Annotated in this window: 11 protein-coding genes; 1 reads left to right on the top strand and 10 read right to left on the bottom strand. The window is 44.9% G+C overall.

Translation table 11 applies throughout. The features are described 5' to 3' along the window. Positions 1 to 66 precede the first annotated feature (66 nt). The 6 genes from parC to nudF form a co-directional block, all read right to left on the bottom strand. Positions 67 to 2,349 (bottom strand): DNA topoisomerase IV subunit A, encoded by a 2,283-nt coding sequence (parC, locus tag Q8W40_RS16615; protein ID WP_305398799.1) that lies wholly within the window; start codon positions 2,347 to 2,349, stop codon positions 67 to 69. Between the two features lie 3 nt (positions 2,350 to 2,352). Next, entirely contained in the window at positions 2,353 to 4,233 is a 1,881-nt protein-coding gene (parE, locus tag Q8W40_RS16610) for a DNA topoisomerase IV subunit B (protein WP_126607490.1), read from the bottom strand. Positions 4,234 to 4,491: 258 nt separating this feature from the next. After that, a complete protein-coding gene (gene yqiA / locus Q8W40_RS16605) occupies positions 4,492 to 5,082 on the bottom strand; it encodes an esterase YqiA (protein ID WP_305398797.1) in 591 nt (196 codons plus the stop codon). A 1-nt stretch (position 5,083) separates the two neighbouring features. Then, positions 5,084 to 5,899: a 3',5'-cyclic-AMP phosphodiesterase gene (gene cpdA / locus Q8W40_RS16600; RefSeq protein WP_305398795.1), complete on the bottom strand. Its 816-nt coding sequence runs from the start codon at positions 5,897 to 5,899 to the stop codon at positions 5,084 to 5,086. Between the two features lie 65 nt (positions 5,900 to 5,964). After that, the gene (locus Q8W40_RS16595; RefSeq protein ID WP_101112449.1) at positions 5,965 to 6,390 is read right to left on the bottom strand and encodes a DUF1249 family protein; all 426 of its coding nucleotides are present in this window, start codon (positions 6,388 to 6,390) and stop codon (positions 5,965 to 5,967) included. Between the two features lie 3 nt (positions 6,391 to 6,393). Next, positions 6,394 to 7,020, bottom strand: coding sequence for an ADP-ribose diphosphatase (nudF, locus tag Q8W40_RS16590; RefSeq protein WP_305398793.1), 627 nt, complete (start codon positions 7,018 to 7,020; stop codon positions 6,394 to 6,396). Positions 7,021 to 7,244: 224 nt separating this feature from the next. On the opposite strand from nudF, the gene tolC reads away from it, so the two are divergent. Beyond that, entirely contained in the window at positions 7,245 to 8,549 is a 1,305-nt protein-coding gene (tolC, locus tag Q8W40_RS16585; protein ID WP_305398791.1) for an outer membrane channel protein TolC, read from the top strand. Positions 8,550 to 8,633: 84 nt separating this feature from the next. Here the strand turns inward: tolC and hldE are convergent, their stop codons facing one another. The 4 genes from hldE to Q8W40_RS16565 all read right to left on the bottom strand — a co-directional run bounded on the left by hldE (position 8,634) and on the right by Q8W40_RS16565 (position 16,627). Beyond that, positions 8,634 to 10,064, bottom strand: coding sequence for a bifunctional D-glycero-beta-D-manno-heptose-7-phosphate kinase/D-glycero-beta-D-manno-heptose 1-phosphate adenylyltransferase HldE (hldE, locus tag Q8W40_RS16580; protein WP_305398790.1), 1,431 nt, complete (start codon positions 10,062 to 10,064; stop codon positions 8,634 to 8,636). A gap of 132 nt (positions 10,065 to 10,196) precedes the next feature. Then, positions 10,197 to 13,046: a bifunctional [glutamate--ammonia ligase]-adenylyl-L-tyrosine phosphorylase/[glutamate--ammonia-ligase] adenylyltransferase gene (gene glnE, locus Q8W40_RS16575; RefSeq protein WP_305398789.1), complete on the bottom strand. Its 2,850-nt coding sequence runs from the start codon at positions 13,044 to 13,046 to the stop codon at positions 10,197 to 10,199. A gap of 112 nt (positions 13,047 to 13,158) precedes the next feature. After that, positions 13,159 to 14,763, bottom strand: a complete 1,605-nt coding sequence (locus Q8W40_RS16570; protein ID WP_305398788.1) for a methyl-accepting chemotaxis protein — start codon at positions 14,761 to 14,763, stop codon at positions 13,159 to 13,161. A gap of 349 nt (positions 14,764 to 15,112) precedes the next feature. Then, positions 15,113 to 16,627 (bottom strand): CYTH and CHAD domain-containing protein, encoded by a 1,515-nt coding sequence (locus Q8W40_RS16565; protein WP_305398786.1) that lies wholly within the window; start codon positions 16,625 to 16,627, stop codon positions 15,113 to 15,115. Positions 16,628 to 16,664 lie beyond the last annotated feature (37 nt).

Here is a 16,664-nt window from a genome sequence, read left to right as displayed (position 1 = left end):
TCCATTCACATGTATTGCTCAATTAACACCAAACAAAAACCCCCTAGCTAAACTAGGGGGTTTTTACTATTCACTGTCCGATTCAGAGGCAGATAACTGCGTGCTACTCTCAATTTCTATTCGAGTCACGCGCTGCAAGCCTCGCGGTAACAAACTACCTCTTCGACCTCGCTCTCCTCGGAAGTTATCCAAGTCAGCAGGTTTCAAACCAAGTTTACGCTTGCCAGCGTACAAAGTAATAGAGACACCACTAGGAAGAGCCATTAAGTGAGAAACCGTTTCTTCACGCTCTTTGGCTTTCGCTGATGGGATATTAATGATCTTATTCCCTTTACCTTTACTCAGCTGAGGGAGATCTTTAATAGCAAATATTAGCATTCGACCTTGATTGGTAATCGCGAGTATCTCGTCATTGTCTAAATCAGAAATAGCGCTTGGCGTCATCACCTCAGAGTTTTGAGGAAGATTGACCAACGCCTTACCGCTGCGGTTTTTGGAAAGTAAATCAGTGCCTTTACAGACAAACCCATAACCCGCATCTGAACCAACAAGCCAAAGCTGTTCTTCTTCGCCCATAATCACCTGACTGATCGTTGTACCCGCGGTAATGTTTAAGCGACCTGTGATGGGCTCACCTTGGCTCCGCGCCGAAGGCAATGAGTGGGATTCGAGCGAATAGCTGCGACCATCTGTACCCAGAAAAACTGCTTGTTGATTACTCTTACCACGAGCATGAGCGAGATATTTGTCACCAGATTTATAGTTCAAACTCTCTGAGTCGACATCATGACCTTTTGCATGACGTATCCAGCCTTTTTCTGATAGAACTACGGTGATTGGTTCACTCGGCATTAGATCTCGTTCAGTCAACGCTTTCGCTTCTGCTCGCTCAACAATTGGCGAGCGACGATCGTCGCCATATTTTTCGGCATCCGCTTTGATCTCTTTTTTAATCAAAGTATTCAAGCGACGCTCAGAGCCAAGCAACTGCTCCAGTTTCTCACGCTCTTTTTCTAATTCTTCCTGCTCTCCACGGATCTTCATCTCTTCCAGCTTGGCAAGATTACGAAGTTTCGTATCGAGGATCGCATCAGCTTGAATTTCAGAGATACTAAAGCGAGACATCAGCACGGCTTTAGGATCATCTTCTGTTCGAATGATTTCGATCACTTCATCAAGGTTTAGGTACGCGATCAACAAACCTTCCAAGATGTGCAGACGCGCCAACACTTTGTCTAAACGATACTGCAGCCTGCGACGAACCGTTTCCCGGCGAAATTCAATCCACTCTTTCAGGATCATCACCAGCCCTTTCACTTGCGGGCGATTATCCAAGCCAATCATGTTTAAGTTAACGCGATAGCTTTTTTCCAGATCCGTGGAAGCAAACAAATGATTCATCAGTTGATCACTGTCCACTCGGTTTGATCTTGGAACAATAACAATACGTGTTGGGTTTTCGTGATCAGATTCATCACGAAGATCGTCAACCATTGGTAGCTTCTTCGCTCGCATCTGACTAGCGATCTGTTCCAGCAATTTAGCGCCAGAGACTTGGTGAGGTAAAGAGGTAATAACGATCTCGCCATTCTCTTTGTTCCACACCGCGCGCATTTTAATGCTACCGCGACCACTGCGGTATATCTTCTCGATTTCAGCTTTTGGAGAAATGATCTCCGCCTCTGTCGGATAATCCGGACCTTGGACATGCTGCATTATGTCTTCAAGTTCCAGTTTAGGATTATCAATCAGCTTTATCGTAGCATCGGCAACTTCACGTACATTATGTGGTGGGATGTCTGTCGCCATACCAACCGCAATACCGGTTACGCCGTTTAGAAGAATATGTGGCAGCCTTGCTGGCAACATTTGTGGCTCTTTCATGGTGCCATCAAAGTTTGGTTGCCATTCAACGGTTCCCTGCCCTAATTCTCCAAGTAATACTTCGGCAAATTTAGACAGTTTGGCTTCGGTATATCGCATTGCAGCGAAGGATTTCGGATCGTCCGGTGCCCCCCAGTTTCCCTGGCCATCAACCAATGGGTAACGATAGGAGAAAGGCTGTGCCATCAATACCATAGCTTCATAACATGCAGAATCGCCGTGAGGGTGATACTTACCCAACACGTCACCCACAGTACGAGCCGATTTTTTGTATTTAGATGCTGCGGATAAACCGAGCTCCGACATAGCATAAATAATACGTCGCTGAACCGGTTTTAAGCCATCGCCTATGTAAGGCAGGGCACGATCCATGATGACGTACATTGAGTAATTCAGATACGCGTCTTCAGTAAACCTGCGCATTGGCAGCTGTTCAACGCCATCATATGTTATTTCTGTCGACATCTATTAAACCTCAGCCAAATCACCGTTGCTTTGTAACCAAGTACGGCGGTCATCCGCACGTTTCTTGCCAAGCAACATATCCATCATTTCCATGGTTGCATCGCTGTCATCTATGGTTAATTGAACCAAGCGACGCGTATTGGGATCCATGGTTGTTTCACGCAGCTGGAGTGGGTTCATTTCACCCAAACCTTTAAATCGCTGAACGTTGATTTTGGCTTTCTTCTTAGAAAGGCGCTCCAATACCCCTTCTTTTTCGTCATCGTCTAAGGCGTAGAAAACTTCTTTACCACAGTCGATTCGATACAAAGGAGGCATTGCAACGTAAATATGACCAGCTTCTACTAACGCACGGAAGTGGCGAGTAAACAGGGCACATAAAAGCGTTGCGATATGAAGACCATCAGAGTCCGCATCCGCAAGAATACAAATTTTACCGTAACGCAGACCGTCTAGGTTGTCGTTATCCGGATCAATACCTAAAGCAACTGAAATGTCGTGTACTTCTTGAGAAGCCAATACCTGATCTGCAGACACTTCCCATGTATTCAGTATTTTACCGCGAAGTGGCATCACAGCTTGAAACTCGCGATCTCGAGCTTGTTTCGCACTACCACCTGCAGAATCCCCTTCCACGAAGAAGATTTCAGTACGGCTTAAATCTTGAACGGAACAATCGGTTAACTTACCTGGGAGCGCTGGACCTGACGCAATTTTCTTACGTACGACTTTTTTGCTCGCTCGCATACGGCGGTGCGCATTAGCAATACACACTTCCGCTAGTTGCTCGGCCAATTGCGGCTTTTCATTTAACCACAGGCTAAAGGCATCTTTCACGACACCTGAGACAAATGCCGCGGTTTGACGAGAAGATAGGCGCTCTTTGGTTTGACCAGCAAATTGAGGGTCTTGCATTTTAATCGACAGAACATAAGAACAGCGGTCAAATACGTCATCCCCCGTCAGTTTGATACCGCGTGGTAATAAGTTTCGGAACTCACAGAATTCACGCATGGCATCCAAAAGACCTTGGCGAAGGCCATTAACGTGAGTACCACCCTGCTTGGTGGGAACCAAGTTCACGTAGCTCTCTGTGATCATTTCGCCGCCTTCAGGCTGCCAAATCACGGCCCATGTCGCCATTTCCGTTTCAGCAGAAAAGTCGCCGATATAAGGCTCTTCTGGAAGAACGGTATAGCCTTTCACACCTTCGGCAAGGTAGTCTTTTAGACCATCTTCATAGAACCATTTATGTTCTTCGTTATTTACCTTATCGCTAAATGTGATTTCTAGCCCAGGGCATAACACCGCTTTCGCACGCAGGTTATTGATCAACCTAATAACAGAGAATTTGGCGCTATCAAAATACTTGGCGTCAGGCCAGAAGTGAACGGAGGTTCCTGTATTGCGATGTCCACAAGTACCCGTCACAGTTAAATCACTGACTGTCGTGCCGCCCTCGAATGCAATTTCATGCACCTGACCATCACGTTTGACTGTTACTTCAACACGTTTGGATAGGGCGTTAACGACGGAAATACCTACGCCGTGTAATCCACCAGAAAATTTATAGTTGTCGTTGGAAAACTTACCGCCAGCATGGAGCTTGGTCATTATAAGTTCCACACCCGAAATGCCTTTCTCAGGGTGAATGTCGACGGGCATACCTCGACCATCATCGATCACTTCTAGTGATTGGTCGCTATGCAGAATGACTTTTATCTTCTTTGCATGCCCAGCAAGTGCTTCGTCGACTGAGTTATCGATAACCTCTTGTGCAAGATGGTTTGGACGCTCAGTTTCGGTATACATACCTGGACGGTGTCGTACTGGGTCGAGACCTTCAAGAACAGACAGGTCTTTCGCATTATATTGTTCAGTCATAATACGGATTAATACTCAAATGATTAGAATGCAATCAGCACTTTGATGCGTGATTGTTAAGTTTTTTGGTGACATTGTGGAAAGTTGCGCCTAGTTGTAGAAAAAGACATCAAAAGCACAATGATAAAACTATGATGGAACATACTCTGGAACAGACAAGGGGATGTCAAGAGACCAAGGTAAGTAAACCTCAAAATTATGACCCCATCCCAACTTGGGTTATCTGCCCCTCCGTGTTTGAATTTTTAGACTACTGCGTTAAATTCTTAAGAACTCAATAATTTGTTGAGGATATCTTTCAAAGCCAACAAAACTGTGGTCTCCACCTTTCTCGACCGTGTGTTTTGCGTCTTTATATCGTGTCACAGCTTGCCGATAATCCAATACTTCGTCACCTTCTTGTTGAAGTAACCAGAAATCTTGTGGATGTTTAATTGTGTCTACATCGAGAGCCTTAAGCTCAGCCATATGCTTTTCTTCTAGCACATATTCTTCTTGAGTATAGGGGTTAACTTGCTTCCCTAAGTAATCTGCAAGCAATTCATAAGGTTTCACTGCTGGGTTCACCAGAACCGCTCTAAAACCAAAATGCGCATTTAGCCAAGTCGATAAATATCCGCCTAGAGAACTGCCAATCAACCCTATTTGATAATCTGTCTGATATTTTTTTACCGTTTCTAGTAGAAACTCGGCGGCGAGTTGTGGATAGCAAGGAAGCTGTGGTGCGATAACTTTGATGTCTGGTCGGTTTTCACTGCACCACTCTAGTATTACATTCGCTTTGTGCGACTGAGGGGAACTGTTAAACCCATGTATATACAGCAACAATGAGGGCTTATTTTCACTCAAATTAGTAGCCTCCAGCAGAAAAATCGGGGAGAAACTCACCATCGGACAGCCGTCCGACTTCCAGTTTTAGTTCCCCCTCTCGAGTAAGAGTGAGCATACGCCAACCTGGTGATTCATTATCTAACGCAAAATCATCGGAGTTTGGTTTAAATTGCACACAGGTTGAAGGTGTCGCCACTACTCTTACTCCCTGATACATAACATCAAAGTCTTGGTGAACATGTCCACAAAGTACAGCTTCTACATTTTGGTGATGACTCAACACTGACCAAAAGTCATCGGCATCTTTTAAAGTGTGCTGATCAAGCCAGTGGCTGCCTACCAATACTGGATGGTGATGCAGAAGAACAACGGTACGGTGCTCAGGAAACTCAGTCAGTTTAGATTCAAGTAAATCTAGCTGTTCTTGACTCAGTCGCCCATGAGGAACCCCCTCAACTTGGCTATCCAGTAAAATGATCTGCCACTTGTTATTAAGCACCACATGCGAAGTTGTCTTAATTTGCGTAGACGGAAAAATACTGTGCATACCCGGTTTGAAATCGTGATTGCCGGGTAACCAAAAACATGGCTTCTTTAACGGAGCAATGCCTTCTCCAAATTTCTGATAAGAAGCTGCTGTATGATCTTGCGAAATATCACCTGTTGCCAGAATGGCTTCGAATTCCAGCTTCCGAGAAATAACCGTATTTACAACAGCATGAAAACTATCTTGGGTGTTAACACTCAACAAGCACCCGTCTTCAGGTTCAAACAAATGAGTGTCAGTAATCTGCAATAGTCTGATATCGCGATTTGAATCTAAGGACAATTTCAAAATAAAACCTGGCTAAATCTCTCTACACTATTTTTGGTAACGTTGGCTTTTGGTAACGTTGGTGCTTAATAAATGGGGCTACGGCTAATACCGTTCTTAAGACAGAATGTAAGCCACTCACCTAAAAATTGGTTAAGTTGAAACTTTTCATCCTTTTGCACCATTTTTGTATTGGGGTAATCATAACGAGCAAAGACACGAGAAATCTGCTCGCTTGCACACACTTCTGCAACACGAGCATCGTGATAAAGTCTTACTGTCATCTTTGGAAGTGGAAAAACGGGTTGTTCATCACACTGACACACATCAATGAGCGTGGTGTATTTGGTCACTTCACTCACTTCCAACTGATAAGCCATTGACGCTACCTGATAGGAGCGCACATCGCCGACATTGGGCTGCCCTGGCAGTAATGCATTCAATTTGGCGTAATTGGTCTCGTAGACTCTCATGAGAGCTGCAAGATCAACATGATATGGCTTATTCAACATTCTTTACTTCCATCGAGATTTTAGTTCTTCATGATGCAATTCCAACCATTGCAGTGCAATTATTGAGGCACCATTCTCAATAATTCCGTCCCTAACAAGCTGATAAGCTTCTTGGCGACTCATCACATGCACTTTTATGTCCTCATCTTCATAGTCTAAGCCATGAATGCCCTTAGCGCTTGATGCCGCTACCTGACCAATGAAAACATCCAACTTTTCAGAACAACCTCCTGAAGAGGGGTAATAACTCGTTATGGTTTCGATTTCCCCAATTTCAACTCCGGCCTCTTCAACGGCTTCGCGGCGGACAACTTCCTCAGAAGATTCATCAGTGTCGATTACGCCAGCCACAATTTCGAGTTGCCATGGGCTATTATGTTCAAGCGCCCCAACTCGAATTTGCTCAATCAAAACAACTTTGTCTTCGATAGGGTCATAGGGCAGCATCGCGGCGGCATGACCTCTTTCAAACATTTCGCGTTCAACGGGGTTACTCCAACCACCAGCAAACAATTTGTGCTGGAATGTGTATTTCACCATCGAGAAAAAGCCTCGATAAAGCGATTTTCTTGAGATGATTTTTACATCTTGTGGAGTAAACTGTTGATGTTTGTTGTCTGATTGCTGCATTGCGTGTCTCCGGAGATGAGAATTCTAATCATTGTATCCTGATATCTCCAATGATTGCGCTCAACTTTTTTGATAATGATTGCAAAAATATTTAAATGAATAATTTATTTGCTGTGCATCTCAGCGATAAATTGCTAAAAATGCAAAGATAGGCATAAAAATCAAGCGAGTTGCGTTACACTCGCATGGCTTCAATTTTTATATTACAAGGCAGGAAAGGCAAAATGAAAAAGCTGCTTCCACTATTGATTACCGCTGCACTGGGCAGTAATGCAGCCTGGGCAGATAACCTAGCTGAAATTTACGATTTAGCAAAACAAAACGATCCTCAATTACTGAGCGCCGCCGCACAACGCGAAGCAGCATTTGAAGCCGTGAATAGCTCTCGCAGTACTTTGCTTCCTCAAATTGATCTAACGGCAGGTTACAACATTCAACAAAGTAGTAAAAGTGATCGCGAAGGCAATACACTGACAGCTGGTGTAGGCTTAAAGCAAGAACTGTATAACCGTAACAGTTGGATAAACCTAGATAAAGCGGAAAAGTCTGCTCGACAAGTTGATTCGGCCTATGCCGCAGAGCAACAAGGTCTGATATTGCGTGTTGCAACTGCGTATTTCGAGGTATTGCGAGCTCAAGACAGCCTCGACTTTGTACGCGCCGAAAAAGCAGCGGTTGCTCGCCAGTTGGAGCAAACTAAACAGCGATTTGAAGTCGGTTTATCTGCAATAACAGATGTACACGATGCACAAGCACAATACGACAGTGTACTGGCGTCTGAAGTATTGCAGGAAAATGCATTAGCGAATAGCTATGAAGCTTTACGTGAAATTACAGGTGAAGAACACCAGAAGCTAGCCACTCTCGATACTCGGCGCTTTGCTGCTAGCCGACCTGAATCTACAACAGAATCTTTGATAGAGAAAGCACAGCAAGAAAACCTGTCATTGTTAGCAACACGTATCAAACGTGATATTGCCAAAAACGATATTTCCCTTGCAGAGTCAGGGCACCTTCCAACTCTCACCCTTAACAGTGGTTACAAATATACGGACAACTCCAATACCTTGAATGGTGCGGGTGATAGCAGTTTCAATGATTTTAATATTGGAGTAAATCTGTCTGTCCCACTTTACACTGGTGGTAACACCACATCGCTGGTTAAACAAGCGGAAGCAAACTATGTTGAAGCGAGCCAGAGGCTAGAGCAGACATATCGCACGGTCGTAAAAGATGTGCGCGCCCACTACAACAACATCAATGCTAATATCGGTGCTATTCGTGCGTACAACCAATCTGTGGTTTCTGCGCAGTCTGCGCTTGAAGCAACCGAAGCTGGATTTGATGTGGGTACTCGTACCATAGTCGATGTGTTGGATTCTACTCGCCGTTTGTACGATGCAAACCGTAACCTGTCTGATGCTCGTTATAACTATATTTTGAGTGTACTGCAGTTACGTCAAGCCGTGGGCACATTGAATGAGCAAGATGTTTTGGACATTAACACTGGGCTTAAACCTGTAAGTTAACCAATACCAAACGTTGAAAGGCTAATAAAAAACGACGCTTTTGCGTCGTTTTTTTGATTGTACATGAACAAAAGTAGTCAGTGCTTAACCACGCCCACCTTTGATTGCTTCAATAATCTCAGTAGTCGAGCATCCATCTTCGAAGTTCAACACTCGCACTTCACCGCCAGCATCAATGACTTCTTTACCACCAGCAATCTCTTCTGGTTTGTAGTCTCCACCCTTTACCAACAAACTCGGAAGAACTTCAGAAATCAGACGCTGTGGCGTTTCTTCACTGAATGGCACAACCCAATCTACAGCACCCAAACCGGCCAATACAGCCATTCGGCGATCTGTTGAGTTAACGGGTCTACCCGGTCCTTTCAACGCTTTCACAGAGGCATCTGTATTTACAGCAACAATTAGCCTGTCGCCGAGCTCTGCGGCATGATTAAGATAGGACACGTGACCAGCATGCAAAATGTCGAAGCAGCCGTTGGTCATTACCACTTTTTCGCCTTTCGCGCGCGCTTGTTTAACCGCTGTAATCAGCTCATGCTCACCAATTACACCGTAGTCGGTGTCTTGGCTGCCATGTACCGCCTCTGCTAATTCGATGGTTGATAGTGTGGAAGTACCAAGCTTTCCAACAACAACCCCTGCGGCAGCATTAGCTAACGCACAAGCTTCATCTATCGCTTTACCTGCAGCGACAGAGGCGGCAAGCACAGAAATAACCGTGTCGCCTGCACCTGTGACATCAAACACTTCTTTCGCTTGAGTTGGAAGATGGAAAGGTTCCTGACCTTTACGGAGCAAAGTCATGCCATGCTCACTTCGAGTCACCAGCAGCGCCTCGAAATCAAATTCTTCTATCAGAGCCAGCCCTTTTTCTACAAGCTCTTCTTCATTTTTAACTTTGCCAGCAACTAACTCAAATTCTGTCATGTTAGGCGTCAGTAATGTTGCCCCACGATAGCGTTCAAAATCAGCCCCTTTCGGGTCGATAAAGACAGGTACATTGGCTGAACGTGCTTTCTGGATGAACTGCTGAACGTGTTCTAACGCCCCTTTTGCATAATCAGATAGAATGACCGATTTCACGCTTGGTAACGCTTTTTCCATTCGATCCAGTACGTACTGCGCGTCAGTATTTTCAAAACTGTCTTCAAAATCTAATCGGATAAGCTGCTGACCACGGCTCATCACTCGAAGCTTGGTAATTGTTGGGAAATCTGGAAGTGAAACGAAGTCGCACTTCACTTTTAGAGACGTTAATTGTTCACTCAGCACCTGAGCAGGTTCATCTTGTCCCGTTAAACCAACTAGATGGGCATGGCCACCAAGACTAGCAATATTCATTGCCACGTTTGCCGCACCGCCCGGACGCTCCTCGTTGTCTTCAACTTTAACAACAGGTACTGGTGCTTCTGGTGAGATGCGACCTGTTGGTCCGTACCAGTAACGATCAAGCATTACATCGCCAACAATCAGCACTCCAGATTGAGTGTAGTCCGGCAAAATTGGTTTCATGTTTGTCTCCAAAAATACAAATCCGGCGGAATAGTAACATAGCCGCCAGACGCAAAAAAACCGTAAGGTCAGAGTCTATACCCAAGTAACCTCAAGATACTTGGGTATATCTCTAACTACTTCAATGGCTATTCAATCGATCAGCCATTCATTCCATGAATACACAACGCATTCTCTTTCATCTTGGAACCGCGATTCCGCTACATCAGCGTCTTGATTTAATAAGTTCCGGTGATGAATTTCGTCTCTTAATGCGGTGTAGGCAGAAGTCAGCTTGGCTGCTTGTTGCGCTGGCAACAACGATAAATTTGCTGCCGCTTCAAGAATCCGAACGTTATCAGAATACGTCAATAGCGACGGGAATTCTGAACTGAAATTTAAGACCAAATATTGAACCAAAAATTCAATATCAGTAATGCCACCGGGATCTTGCTTCAGCATGAATCGTCCTGCCTTTTTTCCCCCAAGATGACTGCGCATTTTTTCACGCATATCTGCCACGTCTTTTTTGAGTTTGCTGTGATCTCGTTTTGCAGATAATACTTTTGCTCTCGTTGCTTCAAAAGCCGACTTTAACGGCACATCACTGTATATAGCGCGAGCTCTAACTAAGGCTTGGTGTTCCCACGTCCATGCGTCTTGCAGTTGATATTCTTCAAATGCATCGGTTGGGCTAACCAACATGCCAGATGCTCCTGAAGGTCGGAGCCTTGTGTCTGCTTCATACAAAATGCCAGAAGCTGTACGAACTGAAAAAATGTGGATGATTCGCTGGGCTAAGCGTAGGTAGAACTGCCTGCCATCGATTTCTTTTTTCCCATCTGTATTCACATGTACAGGGCAGTCGTGCATGAATACAATATCCAGATCAGAATTATACCCGAGCTCCCAACCACCGACTTTACCGTAACCGATAACGGCAAAACCTTTACCTTCACGCTCTTTCAGGTGAGTTGGCTCGCCATATTTTTCTGTCACTTGGAGCCATGCTTGCCCTACTACCGCTTCTACTATGGCTTCAGCCAAATAGGTTAAGTGGTCACTCACTTTCATTACAGGTAACACACCCGCGATATCCGCCGCCGCAATACGCAGTATGCAAATTTGCTTAAACTGTCGAAGCGCCTCCATTTGCTGCTCCATATCGTCTTCTGGGATACGCGCTAGGTAATCTCGCAACTCAGATCTGTACTCGGTTGGCGGCGTTGGATTGTAGAGGTGCTGCGGATCCAAAAGCTCATCAAGCAGTATAGGGTAACGGGAAAGCTGCTCCGATATCATAGGGCTTGCCGTACACAACCTCACTAGCTGCGTAAGGGCTGCCGGATGCTCATCAAGAAGTTCTAGATAGGTCGTGCGAGTACAAATATTGTGAAGCAGATGTAACACCCGAGACAAACCAAACTGAGCATCTTTGTGATTAAAGAGTGCGTGGAAAACCTTAGGCATTAATCGATTCAATACTTCGCGACCACGCGGACCCAACGTTTTTTTCGCCAAGTCCTTTTTAAAGCCCATGATGGTCTTCACCAACGGCTCTGGGGATTCGACTTTGAGGTCGTCTTCGAAAATGTGCATCAATACATCTTCTGTATTGGCAAGATCCCACATTTCCTTGAAGTGCTTAGACACTGTTTGAGCTTCTTCTTCATCATCGCCAATAAGTTGCTCAAAAACTGCGTGGATGTTAGACATATGCCCGTCAATCGAGTCGCGCAGTATATCCCAACTTGATGATTTCATCGCGACAACCAAACGCTGTTGATCCAGCTCTTTATCTGGCAACGTTTGAGTTTGCTGATCGCCAATGGCTTGAATTAAATTTTCGAGTTTTCGAAGGAATAGATACCCTTCTCTCAAATGCTGAACTTCCGCTTCAGATAATAGTGTTTTGGCTTCAATTGCGTCGAGTGTTTCCAGCAAACCCCGCCCTCTTAGGCTAGGTTCACGACCTCCACGGATCAATTGAAAGACTTGAGCGATAAACTCCACTTCACGTATGCCACCAGCACCAAGCTTTATATTGTCCGACAATCCGCGGCGGCGCACTTCGGTGCTGATCATGGACTTCATGCGACGGAGAGATTGAATGGCACTGAAGTCGATATAGCGTCTAAATACGAATGGGCGAAGCATGCCCCGCAGTTCCTGATACTCTGGGTACATTTCGCGACCCATAACCCGAGCTTTAATCATGGCGTATCGTTCCCAATCTCGCCCTTGCTCCTGGTAATAGTCTTCTAGCGCGGCATAACTCATCACCAACGGTCCACTTTCGCCAAAGGGTCTCAATCGCATATCAACACGATAACAAAAGCCATCAAACGTTTGCTGATCGAGAGCTTTGATCATTCGCTGCCCTAAGCGAGTAAAGAATTGTGCATTGGCAATACTGCGGCGCGCACCCTGAGTTTCTCCATTTTCGGGATAGGTAAAAATAAGATCGATATCTGAAGAAAAGTTGAGTTCACCACCACCTAACTTGCCCATGCCAATGATCAGCATCGGCTGTGCTTCACCATTTTCATTACATGGTGTTCCCCACTCTTTACAGCTGGTTTGATAAAGGTGCCTATAAGTCTCAAAGATCAGTGCTTCGGCTAGTGAAGATAAATGAAGGAGGCTATTTTCCAATGACCAAGATCCCGTAAAATCTCGCCAAGCTATATACACCATTTCTCGACGCCTAAACTCGCGCAGCTTTTTCATCATGGTGTTTTCATCAACACATTTAGCTAGCTGTTTTTTCAACCTATCACGGTAATCGTCTGCTCGGTTTTGTGTTGAAAGCATTTCAGGCAAACGCTGACAAAGCTTCTCGTCTCGCTGCATGCTGTCGGCAATAAAATCACTCAATCCTAATACGCGCTCAAGATCCGACAATTTGGCTTGAGGCCAAGTGTCAAAAACTGAAGGATACTGTTCTTCTATTTTCTGGCGTGAGAATTGGGCTTGTTCAGCAATGGGCGTCGGTAAGGTCATTGTTCATCCCTGTCAACGAGTTAGGTGGTTTGTTCGATTTACCATATCACATAAAAAAACGCCCACATATGAAATGTGAGCGCTATTTGCATTCTATGAGTTTAAAAACAGATTAAACATTAAATGACTGTATTTTCCCGTCCAATTCTTCAGCGTTAGCTTGCATGATCTCTGAGGTTTCTAACAGCTCACCAACCACAACAACAGAGGCCTCAACCAACTCGCGAACATTGTCTAGATTTTGGTTCATCTCTTCCGCGACCGTACTTTGTTGCCCTGCCGCCGTCGCAATTTGGAAGTTCATGTCGTTGATTTGGCTCACTTGAGCAACAATGCCATCCAGCTCGGTGCCAGCATTGGTAACCAGCTCCACACCTTCTGCTGCTTCAACCACACTTTTTTCCATTAACTCAACCGCCGAATTTGCACTGGTTTGAAGTTGAGTAATCATTTCTTGAATCTCAATCGTTGCACCTTGCGTTCTTTGCGCGAGGTTTCGAACTTCATCTGCAACCACCGCAAAACCACGCCCGGCTTCACCTGCGCGCGCTGCTTCAATTGCCGCATTCAACGCCAAAAGATTGGTCTGTTCAGAGATGCCTTGAATCGTCCCAACAACGCTACCAATGGCTTCTACGCGTTCTTCCACTTGGTTCACAGCCTGAGCAGACTCAGAGATGTCACCTGAGAGCTCACTCATCTTACCTACGGTATCTTGCACAAATCGCTGACCTTGCTGAGCCTGGCTCGATGCATTTTCTGTAACAGATGAAGCACTTTGAGCGTGTTCTGCGACTGTCTGAACGGTTGTGGTCATTTCACTCATTGCCGTTGCGAGTTGGTCAATCTCATTAAATTCTTCTTGAGCAGAGTCTTTGGTTTCCGACATGCTGATCGTCATCACTTCCGTCAGAGCAGATAGCTCTTGAGAAGAATCGACTTGAAGTTTGATCACCTCTTGCAACTGAGAGCGTGTTCGCTCTAGCTCACGAGCAAGATCGCCGTACTCGTCTTTGCATTCTAGGTTGATTGGTGTAGATAGGTCTTTATCTGCCATTCTTTGTATGCTTGAAGCGATGTACTGAGTCTGACGCAACATAATTCGCGCAGCGCCAAGTAATAGAGCAACAAACACAATGATCATCACCAAGGTTTGCCAAAAGATTTGCGATAGATAATCGTCATAGCGAGCCTGAGCAACATCTCCGCTTTGAGAGGCAATAACAAACCAATCTGCACTGCTTAATTTGGATGCATACTCAAATCGGTTACCGCCTTCCAATTCAAAACCAAAGCCAGCCGATGCACTATTAATAAGACCAGATAAAAGCTGTCCGCTTTCCGTTGACTGAGTAAGATCAGAAATGGTTCTTGCAGAAGGGTGACCTAGGACTTTACCAGTATCGCGCTCAACCAAATAGATGTAATGGTTGTTGTCGCGGCTTTTAACCAAAGCGGTAATGGCTTTTTCCGCCAGCGATGTCGCGTCTTCCCCATTACTTCTTAAAACACTGTCAATAAAAGAGGCTTGTGCATGGGAAACTTCTTGCGCTTGGTCTTTTTGGACAAGAACCACAGAGTCGTAAAAAGTATTCGCATCCCAAAGTTGCTTAACAATGATTAGGACGGTACTGAATACCATCAACATCACTAATTTTGGTACCAACCGAATATCTGTAATGACTCTTTCCCACGGCTTGAACTTCATGCTCGCCATAGTACGTACTCCATATAGTGTTCATTTACCTGCGAACAAATATTGCCGCACTCTTTGTGAGACGTGCATTTTTTGTAGTTGTAGATTTATTTTACGCCTCGTATGAAAAAACGATGATAACAAAGACACTTCGTTGCCATTGAGTTACCAGTCACTTTTCGCTGATGGATTTCCCTAATTGTGATCCAATACTTGTTGTTCACTCATATTGTTGGAAATCTCGTCAATTGTGTATCGGCGGTGGCACAGGAATCTGTAGTAACTTTTTGAGTTTGGTAAAGAAATGAGCTCGTAATGAGCCAAAAAATAAAGCGCACTTATTCAACAAAGCGCACTTTAAAGGAAAGATTTACTGCCAATAAGGTGTGGTATCAATACTCATTTGGCGGGTTTGTTCCATAGCATGCAAAATTGAATTTTCTTGTCGGTTCAACCAACGCTCCAACTGCATTTGATTTTCACCTTCTAATCTTGGAAGCAATTTATGCAGCGGCTCTAACATCAATAAATCGTCAATACCTTGCTTGAGATCTTCCCAAGGTAAGCGGAATGCATTTCTATCTTCTGTATCATAGAGAGACGCAAAACAGATCCCAGTGTACAGATTTCTGGATAAACGGTATTGCTGATCAATGTATTCTTGGCGGTTCAATTGACGCTCTGCTGGAAATGCTTCAACCAATTCAGCCCACGTTCTATCGAGTTGCTTGACCGAAAAGCTGCGTATATCTTGTGCCATTTTCTCACGCGCTTTGTCATCGAGGAACGGCTGCCAACCACGAGTAAGTATCCAACGGCTCAAATCAAGCAACAATCGAGTATAGCGCGAGGATTTGAGAAGTTTTAACGAATGCTCTCTACTCGGTAACGCTTGGAATTGAGTGCCAAGCTGTTCGACAAGCCACTTTCGCGCATCCAGCTTTCGCAACGCATGCCCTTTATCATCCATCAGCTCATCAAGATAGTCAGCCTCTTTGAGCCAAGTCAGCTCGTCTTCTAACCACATCAATTCTTGTCGTAAAATAGCGCTTGCTCGCCTTGGGACTATGCCCCCAAATACCGACAGTGTTTGGCGAATGAATCCAATTGAGTGTGCAATTTCGTGTAAAGCATCGAACTCGTCACGCTCTACATAGATTTGCTCGTGGTAATGCCAGTGACCCAATGCATGCTCTAAAGACTGAATAAGGCAATACTCTGCATTGTGAGAACTTTCCGTCGCCACTAACGCTAAAGGCGTAACCTCATCACCTTGATGACCGTAAGCCAATCGGTATCCGCGAGCCGCTTTACTCAAGTTGCCCAAACGCATACCACCATCTTCACACAATACCCGAGCAAGGTTGAACAGTGCATCGGTTTGTCCGGACTTTAACTCCAACTCGACTTCGCAAATTTCGTCTTTGTTGTCACCCGCCGTCACCCAACCTTGATCAAACGCCACTTCGACTTGGCTGCCATCCGTCATGCTGATCAGCCATTGCTCACGCTTGAAATCGGTAGAGAAAATAGGAGTAAGTTCTTGTTGCAACGCGTCTATTGCTTTGCCATTAGGCCAAATGTCGCTAGGATGAAGGTGTAGGTCGGGAATATTGTTGGTATGTTCGGCGTTATATTCAGGTCGTTGATGCAAACCGGCGACAACACGCCCCGCAGTTTTAACTGTTTGCACAAAGACATCATCATAACGACGAATTCGCAGACCTATGTCATGTTGTCTTAACCAATTTTCTGGCGTATCGAAATAGGTATTACCCAGCTCTCGACAACTGTGCTGAAGAACTTTCTCTTCAGCTATTTTAGCTACCAAAGTCGTTGAAAATTCAGGTGAAACGAAAAACTTCAGTTCTATCTCAGTTTCCATATTTATACCTTTAACGGATGACCCTGAAAGCATATTG

This window comes from Vibrio penaeicida, assembly GCF_030689305.1.
GTDB classification, from domain to species: Bacteria; Pseudomonadota; Gammaproteobacteria; order Enterobacterales; family Vibrionaceae; genus Vibrio; species Vibrio penaeicida_B.
Note: the sequence above shows the minus strand (reverse complement) of the source record. Positions and strands in the feature narration are given on the sequence as shown.